We start from the raw sequence: 14266 nt of genomic DNA, 5'->3' as shown, positions 1-14266 counted from the left end.
CAAACTATTGAAACTTTCTTGCTTGTCACTCTTCCTGACATAATATCTGGGTACTTCGGACATGACACCGGAGGAACTGAAAAGTGAATTCTATCGCTTGGCTTGTACTTTCTACGTATCTCCGGGCAACGAACGTACGTATGTCGTACTCTCCGGACTGAATGAGAATATGCCGGAATCGGAGGCTGCATTCAAACTGGCTAAAGACGGATTAACGAACCGCCTGCGTACCAAACGTATCATCAAAGGTGACATCATCTGGAGTTATATCAATGCACAGGACCTAGGCCAAAACGTAGACCCACGTATCAAGCTCTACAATGATATACAGGACATGACGCTGAAAGACATTGCCGATTTCCAAAAGCAATGGGTAAAAGGACGCACGTATGTTTATTGCATTCTGGGAGATAAGAAGGATTTGGAACTGGATAAGCTGAAAGCTGTAGGTCCTATTGAAGAATTGACGCAGGAGCAGATTTTCGGATACTAAAAAGGAACGAATAAACTAAGTATGTCCTCTAAATAAGTTTATACTATCAAAATCAAGAAGTTTTTCTTTATAAGGAATTTGTAAAAATGAAAACAATACAAACTAATTAGGGAGATGTACTTATAAATAATAAACGGTGAACAACTCTGCCAATTGCACAGATTTTGTTCACCGTTTTATTGTTTGCGACTTATCGTTTACGGTTTACCGTTTCATATTTAACGTTCACCGTCACCGTCCATCTCTTATTTCTCATTTTCTTCGTACATCTTTTCAATCTGCTCACTATAATTCTTGGCAACTACCGACCGTTTCAATTTCAACGTATTAGTCAGTTCTCCACGTTCCATACTGAACGGTTCGGGAAGCAGAGTGAAACGTTTGATTTGCTCATAGTGTGCAAACTGCTGTTGGAGTGTATCAATCCGTGCACGGAACAATCCTACAATCTTCGGATGTTTCAACAGTTCCTCCATATCTTTGTATTTAATGCCTTTTTCTTCCGCATACTCTTTCACAAACCCATATACAGGAACAATCAGAGCGGAAACAAACTTACGCTGATCGGCAATAATGGCAATCTGGTCAATATAACGGTCAATAACCAATTTCGTTTCCAAAGCTTGCGGAGCAACATATTTACCGTTCGATGTTTTGAACAGGTCTTTAATGCGTTCCGTCAGGAAAAGCTGGCCATTTTTAAAGTAACCGGCATCACCTGTATGAAACCAGCCATCCGGTTCAATGGCAGCAGCCGTAGCTTCTGCTTTCTTATAATAACCTTTGGTAATCGTCTTGCCCCGAAGAAGAATTTCATTGTCTTCACCGATTTTCACTTCAATTCCCGGAAGTACAACACCTACTGAACCGATATCATAGCCAATCGGCAATGTACAAGATACAGTGGCCGTCGATTCCGTCAAACCATATCCTACCACCATATTGATTCCTACCGAATGGACAAATTCATTGATTTCATCGGGGACGGCAGCACCGGCAGTCGGGAAAAAGTTACCGTTCTCAATACCTATTGTTTTTTTCAGTAGAGAGTAGATTGTCTTTTCGTAGAATTTATATTTCAGTTGATTCATCAGCGGAGGAGTCTTACCCAAACGCAGATAATCCAAATTATGGATTCTACCTACCCGGATAGCATCCAACATCAGTGCTTTCTTCAACCCTGTTGTTTCGTTAATTTTCTCCTGTACACCTGCATATACTTTCTCCCAGAAACGGGGAACACTACACATCAGTGTCGGACGAATTTCCTTAATCGTTGTCTGAATATCCGCCGGACGGAGATTGATACAAATCTGCACTCCTTTATGAATACAGAGATAACACCATGCTTTCTCAAACACGTGTGTCAAGGGGAGGAAGTTCATAGATACATCCTTATCCGACATGGTCGTCAAACGGTCATCATGTGTATGAAACTGTTCCAGATAACAGGAATGATGAAGCATGACGCCCTTCGGTTCACCCGTTGTGCCGGATGTATAGAGAATGTTTGCCAAGTCATCGTATGAAGCCCGTTCGGTACGCTCTTCTACCGTATCATTGTGAGGTAATCCCTCTCCCATCGCCATAAACTCATCAAAATAGATAGACGATACGTCGCGGGGATCTTTCACTACCGAGCGGTCAAAAATAATCAGTTGTTGCAGAGAGGTACAGAAACCAAAGATGCTGAAAGCAGCATCATACTGGTATTGCTCGCCTACAAAAAGGAAACGAATCTGCGCATCATTAATGATATATTGCGCCTGCGCAGGTGAACTCGTTGCATAAAACGGAATAGTAACAGCCCGATTGGCAAACGCGCCAAAGTCGACATAGAACCATTCGGGTTTATTTTGTGAAAATATACCGATATTCTCTTGTTCTTCTACTCCCAATGCCACGAAAGCATTAGCTGCTTGCCGTACTGATCCGGAGAACTGCTTCCATGAAATAGGAATCCATTGAGCTGTCTCATAGTCACGGTATTTTAAGGCTACCTTGTCGCCATATTTTTCGGCCTGACGATGGACCAGGACAGATAAATGATGATAAGTCATACTCTTTGTATTAGTAAATATGGTACAAAGGTATTAGTTTTATTTGAAACTATTGCTCAAAACGACTATCTTTGTGCAAATATTAAGGTATAGATAAAAGATTTGCACTATGAAATATGATATTCCGTATATGACAACAGAGGCTGTAAGCCTGCTTAAATCACTGATTAGTATTCCTTCAATCAGCCGGGAAGAAACCCAGGCTGCGGATTTCCTGCAAAACTATATTGAAATGGCAGGTATGCAGACGGGACGTAAAGGAAATAATGTGTGGTGCTTTAGTCCGATGTTTGATCTGAAGAAGCCGACTATTTTACTTAACTCCCACATAGACACAGTGAAACCGGTTAACGGTTGGCGGAAAGATCCGTTCACTCCACGTGAAGAAAACGGTAAGATCTATGGATTAGGAAGTAACGATGCCGGTGCCAGCGTTGTTTCGTTATTACAGGTGTTCCTGCAACTATGTCGTACTTCGCAGAAGTATAATCTGATTTATCTGGCCTCTTGTGAAGAAGAAGTTTCAGGCAAGGATGGCATTGAGAGTGTATTACAGGGGCTCCCTCCTGTTTCGTTCGCCATAGTAGGTGAACCTACAGAGATGCAACCCGCCATTGCCGAGAAGGGATTAATGGTACTAGATGTTACCGCAACAGGTAAAGCAGGACACGCAGCGCGTAATGAAGGAGACAATGCAATTTACAAAGTATTGGATGATATTGCCTGGTTCCGTGATTATCGTTTTGAGAAAGAATCGCCCTTGTTGGGTCCCGTGAAGATGAGTGTCACTGTTATCAATGCCGGTACACAACACAATGTGATTCCCGATAAATGTACTTTCATCGTCGATGTCCGGAGCAACGAGCTTTACTCAAATGAAGAACTGTTTGCTGAAATCAAAAAGCATATTTCCTGTGAAGCCCAAGCTCGTTCATTCCGTCTCAATTCTTCACGGATTGACGAGAAACACCCATTTGTACAGAAAGCAATGAAGTTAGGACGCGTTCCTTTTGGTTCTCCAACATTGTCCGACCAGGCCTTAATGTCCTTCCCATCGGTAAAAATTGGTCCGGGACGCTCGTCACGTTCACACACGGCAGAGGAATATATTATGCTGAAAGAGATAGAAGAAGCTATCGGACTTTATTTAGAGCTATTGGACGGGCTTCTGATTTAAGCCATAGCTATTCATACTTGCTGTAAGAAATCCGATATAACTTAACTGTCACAGCAAGTATGAATTGTCCACCAATACGAACAAATTCATCCAGATTAGCAAATCACGATACTATAATACAACAATCATTCCAACAGATTAAACAATGCCTTCTCCAACTTCTTACTTCTTAAATCTTTTGCAACAACAATGCCCTCCGGATCTACAAGAAAAGTTTTGGGTATTGCATAAATACCATATACATCAGCAGCATCCACATTCAATACTTGTGTCCAGTTCATTCCGAGTTCTTCAATAGCAGTCCTCCAAGGTTTCTGTTTCTTATCTATAGAGATGCTAATCACCTCAAGTCCCTTAGAAGCATATTTCTCATAAGCAGCTTTCACATTGGGCATTTCATTCCGGCACGGACCGCACCATGAAGCCCAAAAGTCTATTAACACATACTTCCCCTTACCTACATAGTCGGACAACTGTTTTATCTCTCCAGCATTGTCTTTCACCTTAGCGTTCGGAAAACGTTCGCCAATCTTTATCTTAGCGTCCATTGCCTGCCGTTTCTTTTGTTCTTCACGCTCCTCCGGAGTCATTTTCTTTTCACGCTCGGCCTCAAAACGCCGGGCCATTTGCCTCATTTTTTCTAATTTATCTTTCACCAATACATGCTGCGAAAACACAGGAGAAGCCTCGCTCATCATATCTTCTAATAGACTGTAATACATAGACACTTCTTCTAAAGATAACAGAAATACTCCCACCAAACTGTTTTGGTGTTCTTCTACAAAAGCGCGAATCGAATCCCTCTGTGCCAAATCTATCTCCACATTTTTCCGCCATATTGCAGCAAATGCAGTATCCCGTTTCAGTGCTTCTCTAAAACTCTCTCCGGATTTCTGGCTCATAACAAGTGAAATATTACTTTTCACTATTTGTTTGTTATTATTTATCACCGACTGCATTCCTTTCCAAGCCACATCCAAAGTATCATTCAGCGGCGTACCTCCTACGGTCCTCGTGGTAAGATTGATCACAATCTTTCCTTTTTCGAGAATCAACGGATAGGTTTCTCCATCCCTATCCTTAATAAGTGCAATATTCGGTGTCTGACGTACACCAGAAAAAGAGAACTTTCCCTTTTTCACTTTTGCACTGTCGAGAACGACTTCTTTGGCTTTCTCTCCATCATCCATCAGACACAAATACAACAACTGATTATTCCATTTCTCACCAGCATTGCCTTTAATCGAAAACTTTCCTTGTGCAGAAGCAAATATAGCAATAGCACAAAAAGTGCATAGAATCATTATTCGTTTTCTCATACGGAATAAGTTTATATCAAAAAAACAGTTCACACTCATGTTCAATACCTGCTATTATCATTTCAAATTCTAATAATCATTTGAACTAATAATAGATCTTCTTATTTTTCTTATCGGAAACGACCTGATAATCCTTCACCTTTATACTAAAATATGATTTAGACTTTCCATCATCATTAGAAGGCAACTGTTCTTTATCTTTTTTGTGTGGCAACTCAAGAATATCTATTTCTTTCACACTTTTCTTCAGTTTCGGGAATAAAAGACTGATATAAATATATTTATGATTAAATCCTTTGACAGCCAACAGCCTACCCATCGGAGCTCCACCATCATATCCTCTCACATTATATTCATCGCCACTTTTCTTATCAACAATCTTAAACCCCGGACTATAATACAACCATTGCCAATTCCAATAAATAGGTTGTATGAATGTCACTTTAGTATCATTCTTTCTCCTTTCAATCGAATACAAAGAAGGAGTTGTAGACCTCCCATTCTCATACGCTTTCTCATACACTTCTTCAGGAACTATAACTATACTATCGCTTGGAAGCATATAGGCTTGTGCATATAATTCTTTATCACGCTTCTGCTTTTGCTCATATTCTTTCAACCGCTGTTCACCTCTTTTTACTCGTTCACTTTTCTCCGGCATTATCTCTTTGAACATCTCTGTCTGGAGTTGCTGCACTAACAACGGCATTGCCTCACGCATAACAATCAACGAAGCCTCTTTATATTTTTCACCTACAGGAGATTCATAAAATGCAGCAACAACCTTCAATTCTTCCAATGTTAAATGCTTCTCATAAATAGGCATATACATTTCAAATATCTTATTTTCCATCTTCTGTTTCCATTTTTTAGCAAACTCATTCCAATAAACCTCATTTTCTTTCGGCGCATTTAATTTCATTATAGAAGATAATTTCTGGAAAAAGTCATCTGTAGTAGTCGAAGTACCAGAAAAGTCCATAATCTTCTTCAACGTTTCTTTGTACTCATCTGTCGCATTTGTATTTTGTGCAGAAGCTGGTAAAATTAAAGTAAACAGTGCAATTATACACATCGTTACTTTAGGAAGGAAAATGTTTTTCATAATTATCTAATTTTATTTATTTTGATTCCATTTTTTATTTTGCATTTCCTACAAAGATACACATTAAATCTATATCATTTAATAGAATAGTACAATCAATGAGGCTACTATCCGGCTGCCCTGCAATGTATAGATAAACGAAATATCCCCTATTCATCCCTAATTATAACATTCATTCCCCTCTCTTATCAAAATGGCTTTGAACAATTCATTTCATCTTTTGATATGATATTATTATCTTTTTCTCACATACTTCGTTCATTTTTCGTAATTAACGCTATCTTTGCAATAGGTCGCTAAATCTAAATAAGATTTTCAAAATACATAATATACGAATATGAAAAAGATTTTATTTTTATATATCATTCATCTAGGATTTGCCCTACAACCCATACAAATTCAAGCTTGCTGTCTCGACAATGAGGCTGTTCTCGCCAATGGGACTGCCATTATTCTACAATCACCTAAAGTGGACAATACCAAAACCATTCAGTTCATCAAAGATTTCTACGCAAACTACGTTTTTGGAGCAAAGAATTATGTTCCGGCAGTAAAAAAGCATTGTACAGCCAAATTGCAAAAGCAGCTGAAAGATAACTACGAGTATGACGGTGAAGGATATGCGATATGGAACTTCCGAACAGGTATGCAAGACGGACCAAGCGACATATCTAAAGTAACATCAGTAACTGCATTGGGAAATGGTTTATACAAGGTCAATTTCATTGATATGGGAATAAAGGGTAACCGTACTTTGAAAATTATCGACGTAAACGGGACACTGAAGTTCGATGCTATTAAATAATCCCCTCTAAGCAGATATATTATCAATTTAACAGATAACTAAAAAAGCCTTACTATTCAATCAAACAATGAAAGTAAACCATTTATAAGACTACATCCTTCACCGCTTTCACCTTCTTCCTGAAACCTCCACCCAAAGCAGGAAAGCGGGTGAAAGCGACCATGAAAAAACCTTCCATCCTACTTTCAAAGGTTTCACCTACACACTTCAAAAGTTCCGCTTACCGCCGGAGCACATCACGAGACACCCCGTAATAACCCGCTGCAGCCACATAAATCGGCTGCATACGTTTGCCGATATTTCGCAATTTACCTTCTTCCAGCAATCGCCGGAGATGACGATTCGCCGTAGTCCGTGTCATGCAGCATACTTCCTGAAAATCATAACGAAGCATTACGTCATGATCGGCGAAATATTCCTTCAGCCGCATATCTATCCCCACCTCCGACAAAGACTCCGAATGGCGCGCATACTTACTCCGGCTGGCTTTGACACCTACCAATTCACCCCGCAGGCGAGCATCCGGACGGAAACCGATTGTTTTCAGTTCCATCTTCGACCATTTGTTCTTAGTGCTGCGAGTCACTTTTTGTGTGCTCCGCAAGATTGGAGCAAAATAGCCAAGTCCCTCAATATGCACCTCACGCCCCTCGCGCAGTTCTTCACCACAAATTTGGGCAAGCATCTCGAACGCATTTTTTACATCACCTACGGAAAGCGAACTGCGTCCGTGAATCATCCGGCACAGTTTATCCGTTCCCACCTTACCATTCAAAAAAATGCGGGGATGCAAACCTTTCTCTTCCGAATCATCGGACTCACCGGGATTCTCATACCAATCGTAAAGTATAGCCATTAGTCGTTAACGTTTTGATAGTGAATATATTTCATGTAAAAACTTTAAGTTTATTATCAAACCACTACTGTGGTTCATTTAAATCACAGTTGTTATCCAAGTAAATCACTCTTGTCATTTGATTGAACCACAAAAGTGAATCAACAATAACTCTTCGTCAAAGATACGATAAATAATAGAGAAAAGGACGATAAGAAGCCGACTTCTTCAGGTACGTAGAAATTTATATTTTTTCCGGAGAAATACTTGCAAACCGGTATCATCCGATAGTACATTCGCAGTATCAGCGCTGAACAATAAACCGATTTTAATCACTTAAAAATAGAAAAAATAATGAATGCAATAACATTGATATGGAGACAGGTATTGAAGGAACTAAAATTGTTTCAAATGAAGGAGAACAAAGAAGATGCAGTTGAGAAAACAGAAAAAGAGCCACAGAAAACGCTAAAATGTCATGAAGCTAAATATACCGTTCCCCTGCCGGACGCTGCACCGCCTACTGAAAGGGAGAAAGAGACAGAACGAAAACAACCGGTCCGATTAACCCAAGAGGTACGTACATTCCTGCAAAAACAGTATGATTTTCGTTACAACCTATTGACGGAAGAAACGGAATATCGTCCTGCCAACAAGCGTGCCGTTCCTTTCGAACCTGTAAGTAAGCGGGAACTGAACACTTTCTGCATGGAAGCACACGACCAGGGCATATCCTGCTGGGATAAAGACTTGAGCCGTTACATCTATTCCACTTGTATTCCTGAATACCATCCTTTCCGGCTTTACATGGAAGAACTGCCCGGCTGGGATGGGACAGACAGACTGGAGGCTTTGGCGCAGCGTGTCTCTGACAATCAGCTCTGGATAAAAAGCTTCCATACCTGGATGCTGGGACTCACCGCCCAATGGTTAGGCATGACGGGAATACATGCCAACAGCGTAGCCCCCATACTTGTCAGCAGCGAGCAGGGACGACAAAAATCCACATTTTGCAAGGCACTGATGCCGCCGGCACTGTCACGTTATTACATGGACAACCTGAAACTGTCTGCACAAGGAAAACCGGAAAGATTACTTGCCGAAATGGGACTTCTGAACATGGATGAATTTGACAAGTACGGAACGCAGCAAATGCCATTATTGAAAAATCTGATGCAAATGGCAAACCTGAATATCTGCAAAGCTTATCAAAAGAATTTCCGCAACTTGCCGCGCATCGCTTCTTTCATCGGTACAAGCAACCGTTTTGACTTGCTCACCGATCCCACCGGTAGCCGGCGATTCATCTGCATTGAAGCAGAACATCTGATCGATTGCGAAGGGATCATGCACGATCAGATCTATGCCCAACTGAAAGCTGAACTGCTCTCCGGCATCCGCTATTGGTTCACCAAAGAAGAGGAACGGGAACTGCAACGCCACAATGCTGCTTTTTATCATCCGTGTCCGGCAGAGGAAGTCTTTCATGCCTGCTTCCGGATAGCTAAAGATGATGAAGAGGGAAGCGAACGGCTCTCGGCTTCGGACATATTCAGGAGACTGAAGATGTATAACCCCGCTGCCATGCGAGGAAGTAATCCGGCTACGTTCGCGCAAGTTTTGCTTGCGGCAGGTGTCACCCGCAAACATACCAAATATGGGAATGTGTATCTGGTGAAACCGATGAAAGCGGCATAAAGCTTCAAATAGAGGAAGGGTTCACCCGTAAGAATCTGGGGAGTAATGGTTTATAATAGGAGTGAAAGAGGTGAAAGAAGTAAAAGAAGTAAAAAGAAAAAGAGGACATTAAGAGGAAAATAAGCTATAAACAGTAAGATGTTGAATAGAAAATCAGGAAAAACTTGATTATCTATTCAACATTTTACTGTTTATAGCCTAGGATCATCTGCCTGAAGTCAGTAGTATATGCTACTTTGTTTCCGGATATTTATCCTACTATCCATTTACTGCCCGGTATAAACGAAATGATCTTAGTTGTTACAAAACAACAGATAAACGTAACCACTGCGATACATGGTATAGCGGCAACAGTGGGAAGCGCCAATGTATCTTTGAACACAGTCACCCACAGTCCGAGCCAGAATATGTGCATAAGATACATACCATAGCTAAGTTTCGATGTTTCTGTCACCAACTTGGGAGCTTGCGGACGTTTGATACATGTAAACATAAGGAATGTACCCGTTGTGAGAAGCACACAGTTAATCGTACAGAAAGCCCATCCTATTTCTATTACAGGTGTGGAATGGAGTTCGCCGGGTATAGCCTGCACATAGAATGAATAAATAGTCCATACAGCACCGATCACCATTAAAATGGTTCCTATAATGAAACGCTTGGAACGGTTCCAGGTAAGGTGTACACGAATGTAATGCGCCAGAACAAGATAGCCCAGATAACCGGAGAAGTACCACAACATGTGGTATTCATTCCAGAAACATTGTCCCCACACTTCACCGCACCAACGATTGAGATAAGGCATACAGGTTGACAACACGAACAGCCCTATAAAGAAACGCTCTTCTTTAGCCGTGGCTTTTCTCAACCATGGGGATATAATTGGGATAAACAAATAAAGGCTTATCAGAGGATACATAAACCACAAGTGTCCGGCTAGCGTCGGGAAATTCAGGAATATCCGCGACAAGTCCTTCATAGATGTTTCTCCATCTATCTGTCCCCACAGCATAGGTAGAGTGCTGTACAGTATCATGAATATGAAAAACGGTGGAAGGATGCGAAGACAGCGCTGGCGATAGAATTGCCACATAGACTGCTCTTCCTTCATCGGTGCAAGCAGGAAGGCAGAGACTATCATGAACAGGGGTACTGCCATACGTGAAAAGCCATCGTATACTGATACCCATAGCCGGTCTGCTTCATTCGCTAGAAAAGACTGCGGACCTGCCATATCAGTAGATCCGGGAGCACCATAGAAATTCTCACTGGCATGAACAAGGATGACGAGAAAGCATGCAAACACACGGATGTAATCTAAAAAAACAATACGTTTCATTTATTCTAAGTTTTCTAGTTATTAATTTATTCTTTTGTGTTCGGGAACGCAGAGATTCTCAACCGTGCCGCACCCATAGGGATCAATGTTATTTCTTCTTTATCACCTTTCACCGCATCTTCTTCCGGCAATACGCCACACAGTCCTGTTTCGTCTATCTTCCATTCAGGAACCGGACGACCGATAGCTTTTACTTCTAAAGGTACACTGGCTACTGTGAAAGGATAGTTGTCAGCCGGCCAGGATTTACGGATTACCTTGAAATTTTTCAAAGGTTCTTTCTTATCCAATACCAACGAATAATTCCAGGGGCTATCCGGATAGATTTCAGTAGTAGGCCATTTCTGGGGATCAGCACCTTTCTGCCATTTTGAATCACCGATAGCAGTCTCGCGACTGTCTTTCTCTACATATTTCTCTACAATCTTGAGAGACAAAGTCAAAGGTCCGTAATCTACGCTTACGCTGTTTTTATTAACCTGCCAGGTACGCATAGACAAAGACATCGGAAGAGTCAATTCCACACGATCACCATTCGCCCACTCGCGATTGATGCAAAGATATTTTCCCGCTACAGGAGCTGCACTTACCTTCTTGCCATTCACCCGAACTTCCGCCTTTTGAGTCCATGAAGGAATACGAAGATAAAATGGAAAAGCGACCTTTTCATCGGTAGAAACAGTGAAGGCAATGCCTTCTTCAAAAGGATAATTTGTCTCTTCGTGAAGAGTGATTTCCTTACCGTCACCCACTTTCACTATAGCTTTGCAAGCTGCATAAATAGCTGTTGCCACTCCGTTGTCGGGAGTTGCCAGTACCAGATGTTCGGTGAAGTAAGGCCAGCCCTGTGCATGGTTGTGTTGGCAGCAACGACTGCTGAAAGGATTCATCGAAAGGAACGGGCCACGATTGTCAATGCCCGGATGATGATTCTTCGAATCACTGACAGCATGGTTCGGACAAGTGATATAACGCAATGCTTTAAAATCCGGCATCACGGCAGCCGGATAAGAGTTGAACGCTACTTCTTCACAGTGTTCAGCCCACATGGGATCTCCTGTCATGCAAAGCATGATTTCATCAGAAGCCATTTGTTCTACCAAACCGCAGGTTTCCACTCCCTGTCGGGGATCGATATATCCCAGACGAGCATTTTCGTCCGCACCGAACATACCTCCGGGAACCTGTCCAAAAGTACGCCGAATCAGATGATGGACATTATAAGAGGCTTTCAGCATCGCTGAATCTCCGGTCTGCATATAATAAGTGGCAGGTTCACGGAAACATTGGGCGATATTTACATTGTGCCAGTTAGGTAAGGAGGTGGATTTCGTCCAGTCGGCTGTGTTACGGTGAATCTTCTCGGCTAATTCGAGCAGGAAAGCATCCCCTGTATGGTTGTAAAGCCAGTAGATACTGATGATGTTATCACCGCCACGGCTTTTCTCCCAATAATCTTCCAGAAGTTGGTCATCGGGAACAGTCATCTGCCACTTGAAGTAATTCGTCATCAGGTCAATGACACGCTGATCTTGAGAATACTCATAATAAGATTGCAGACACCAGAGCATAATCATCTGTGCCCACAGTTCGCGTTTGCCGTTACGTTCATTGACCGGACCGAAATAGCCATCCGGCTGACGACTGGCAAATACACCTTCAATCCAATATTGGGTTTCTTCAATCATCTTCGGGTCATTCAGGATGTATGCCAAATTACCGTACCCTTTGAGCCAGTAAGGGACTTCCTCCCAGCCGTGATCGCCACCGGTTGTCAACCAGGCATTATTATCCTTTTCCAGCCAAGCGCTGATTTCTCCCAAATGTCCGGTCAGACCGTCACGTTGCAACTCCAGATACTTCTTCACCCATCCTTCGGGCTGAATACTACCTACCGGCAACTTTATAAAATTCAACGGTCGAAGCGGAGCGCGATACCCGATATAATTGGTATTGACGGACTGTATGTCCGGTCGGTCCACTACCGTCACCGTACCACTAGAAGAAGCAGACGCACAAGCTGTAACCGCCACTCCAAGCACTATCGATGCAAAAAGTCCTTTCGTTTTATTTTTCTTCATTTCGTCTATTCTATTCTCATTTAGATTATTTCAACTCTCATTGCACTGCTTCAAGACGCATATTGTCAAGGTCCAGCAGCACTTTCTTTCCTATTCTCCGATAAAAGCCATTGCCTATAACTCCATCAAAGAATATACCGGGAACTATTTGGCCAAGAGGATATGTTTTTACAGCTTCCGGACCAGGAGGCTGCATTAATTTATCATCAAATATTATTGCAGGATCTTTTAACGTTTTATATGTGATCGCCCGTGCCTGATGCAGCATAGCTACCCCGAATGTATTCTTTTTACTGGTAGAACCAATCAGCAGTTCTTTCTGATGTTTCTCGTAAAATGCAGAATCTACTGTAATATATTCATCAGAACCCGTATCCAGATGAGCCGTAAAATCAGTTCCATTAAGTTTTATACGCATATACAAATCGTATTTGTATGCATAAACATTGGGGGCTTTAGAAAGGTGAGCATTGGGCACAGAGACGGGGAAACACATTCTGTTATGTTCGTAATCAGTCTGTATCTTCCCTATCAATTTCATTACCGGCAGTCCAAGAAACACACAATCCGTAAACAATGTACGCACCGAATCTACAACAGTATGAGCCTTCTTCCTCTTCTTTCTTCTCTTAATTGATAAACCGGATACAAATGGAACACTCGCGGTGTCCGAGTAAATGAAGGCTGGAATATTGTAAAAAGTTATATTTCCAACTTCAATAGAATCAATGATACTCCGGACAGAAATCAAGTTCTCATTGATCGTTACTTTATTCTCGTCAATGCTGTCATATCTAAAGCCCATCCCATCCGCCAACTTTCTACTTAGGATACAGTAGGGGCCCACCCCTGTATCAAAGATAGTGTTCTGTGATATTCCATTATATTTTGCCTGGAAAACAGACTTATCACCTTCTTCTATATCAACAAAAGAAGACGTTTCGTTCCGTTTCATTTTTATAGGAGGCAGATTCACTGCATTTTCAGCATAGGATAAGAAATTCTCTGTAGCAGTTCGCCATTCCTCATATTCTTTTCCGCCTATATTTGTCTTTGTAAGACTTTCATTCCAAATTCGTTTCATCTGCAGATAAGTATCCAATGCCTTATCCGTATCCCCTAGTTCTATGTACGCATCAAACAAATTAGAATAAAAAACAAGTGTTTTCTCCCCAAAAGTTGCATAATGGTGAGGTATAAACTGCTCTAAATAGTAAGCGACACTGTCTGTCTTGTTTAAAAATTGCGCCATTCGAAATTTATAGTATAACTCTAAATCAGGAGGGACTGTCGTTGTCTCTGATAGATTCTCGTACAATTCCTTTGATTCAAAATATCTTCCATTATACATTAG

The 14266-nt window shown here is 41.5% G+C and carries 10 protein-coding genes and 1 pseudogene; 4 read left to right on the top strand and 7 right to left on the bottom strand.

All coding sequences use genetic code 11. The features are described from left to right. Positions 1–166 precede the first annotated feature (166 nt). Positions 167–493: pseudogene (locus tag DW173_RS15520) on the top strand (insulinase family protein); the annotation flags it as partial. Positions 494–738: 245 nt separating this feature from the next. Here the strand turns inward: DW173_RS15520 and DW173_RS15515 are convergent. Then, on the bottom strand, positions 739–2553 hold the full coding sequence (locus tag DW173_RS15515) for an AMP-dependent synthetase/ligase (RefSeq protein ID WP_120144720.1): 1815 nt from the start codon (positions 2551–2553) through the stop codon (positions 739–741). 109 nt (positions 2554–2662) lie between these two features. On the opposite strand from DW173_RS15515, the gene DW173_RS15510 reads away from it, so the two are divergent. Then, the gene (locus tag DW173_RS15510) at positions 2663–3730 is read left to right on the top strand and encodes a M20 family metallo-hydrolase (protein ID WP_087323922.1); all 1068 of its coding nucleotides are present in this window, start codon (positions 2663–2665) and stop codon (positions 3728–3730) included. Between the two features lie 125 nt (positions 3731–3855). Here the strand turns inward: DW173_RS15510 and DW173_RS15505 are convergent, their stop codons facing one another. Both DW173_RS15505 and DW173_RS15500 read right to left on the bottom strand, forming a co-directional pair. Next, positions 3856–5049 carry a TlpA disulfide reductase family protein gene (locus DW173_RS15505; protein ID WP_120144727.1) on the bottom strand — a complete coding sequence of 398 codons (1194 nt, stop codon included), beginning with the start codon at positions 5047–5049 and terminating at the stop codon, positions 3856–3858. A gap of 85 nt (positions 5050–5134) precedes the next feature. Then, positions 5135–6154, bottom strand: coding sequence for a DUF2059 domain-containing protein (locus tag DW173_RS15500; protein WP_120144719.1), 1020 nt, complete (start codon positions 6152–6154; stop codon positions 5135–5137). Positions 6155–6491: 337 nt separating this feature from the next. Between DW173_RS15500 and DW173_RS15495 the strand changes: the two genes are divergently transcribed. After that, positions 6492–6959, top strand: coding sequence for a hypothetical protein (locus tag DW173_RS15495; protein WP_004299546.1), 468 nt, complete (start codon positions 6492–6494; stop codon positions 6957–6959). Between the two features lie 220 nt (positions 6960–7179). Here the strand turns inward: DW173_RS15495 and DW173_RS15490 are convergent, their stop codons facing one another. After that, positions 7180–7815, bottom strand: coding sequence for an HU family DNA-binding protein (locus DW173_RS15490; protein ID WP_120144718.1), 636 nt, complete (start codon positions 7813–7815; stop codon positions 7180–7182). A 333-nt stretch (positions 7816–8148) separates the two neighbouring features. Between DW173_RS15490 and DW173_RS15485 the strand changes: the two genes are divergently transcribed. Beyond that, on the top strand, positions 8149–9492 hold the full coding sequence (locus DW173_RS15485; protein ID WP_118196191.1) for a VapE domain-containing protein: 1344 nt from the start codon (positions 8149–8151) through the stop codon (positions 9490–9492). Positions 9493–9742: 250 nt separating this feature from the next. Here the strand turns inward: DW173_RS15485 and DW173_RS15480 are convergent, their stop codons facing one another. From DW173_RS15480 to DW173_RS15470, 3 genes are read right to left on the bottom strand one after another with little or no spacing between them, the layout of a single operon-like run. Next, positions 9743–10831, bottom strand: a complete 1089-nt coding sequence (locus tag DW173_RS15480) for an acyltransferase (protein WP_118196193.1) — start codon at positions 10829–10831, stop codon at positions 9743–9745. A gap of 26 nt (positions 10832–10857) precedes the next feature. Beyond that, positions 10858–12912, bottom strand: coding sequence for a beta-L-arabinofuranosidase domain-containing protein (locus DW173_RS15475; RefSeq protein WP_118196195.1), 2055 nt, complete (start codon positions 12910–12912; stop codon positions 10858–10860). 37 nt (positions 12913–12949) lie between these two features. Next, positions 12950–14164 carry a retropepsin-like aspartic protease gene (locus DW173_RS15470; RefSeq protein ID WP_225450999.1) on the bottom strand — a complete coding sequence of 405 codons (1215 nt, stop codon included), beginning with the start codon at positions 14162–14164 and terminating at the stop codon, positions 12950–12952. Positions 14165–14266: the final 102 nt, after the last annotated feature.

The organism is Bacteroides sp. AM16-13 (assembly GCF_003602705.1).
Classification (GTDB): Bacteria; Bacteroidota; Bacteroidia; order Bacteroidales; family Bacteroidaceae; genus Bacteroides; species Bacteroides xylanisolvens.
This window is presented reverse-complemented; position numbering and strand designations above follow the sequence as displayed.

Coding starts and splice junctions, on each gene's coding strand:
- DW173_RS15490 (WP_120144718.1), bottom strand. CDS start 7,815: ATGGCTATACTTTACGATTGGTATGAGAATCCCGGTGAGTCCGATGAT.
- DW173_RS15470 (WP_225450999.1), bottom strand. CDS start 14,164: ATGGCGCAATTTTTAAACAAGACAGACAGTGTCGCTTACTATTTAGAG.
- DW173_RS15495 (WP_004299546.1), top strand. CDS start 6,492: ATGAAAAAGATTTTATTTTTATATATCATTCATCTAGGATTTGCCCTA.
- DW173_RS15500 (WP_120144719.1), bottom strand. CDS start 6,154: ATGAAAAACATTTTCCTTCCTAAAGTAACGATGTGTATAATTGCACTG.
- DW173_RS15505 (WP_120144727.1), bottom strand. CDS start 5,049: ATGAGAAAACGAATAATGATTCTATGCACTTTTTGTGCTATTGCTATA.
- DW173_RS15515 (WP_120144720.1), bottom strand. CDS start 2,553: ATGACTTATCATCATTTATCTGTCCTGGTCCATCGTCAGGCCGAAAAA.
- DW173_RS15510 (WP_087323922.1), top strand. CDS start 2,663: ATGAAATATGATATTCCGTATATGACAACAGAGGCTGTAAGCCTGCTT.
- DW173_RS15480 (WP_118196193.1), bottom strand. CDS start 10,831: ATGAAACGTATTGTTTTTTTAGATTACATCCGTGTGTTTGCATGCTTT.
- DW173_RS15485 (WP_118196191.1), top strand. CDS start 8,149: ATGAATGCAATAACATTGATATGGAGACAGGTATTGAAGGAACTAAAA.
- DW173_RS15475 (WP_118196195.1), bottom strand. CDS start 12,912: ATGAAGAAAAATAAAACGAAAGGACTTTTTGCATCGATAGTGCTTGGA.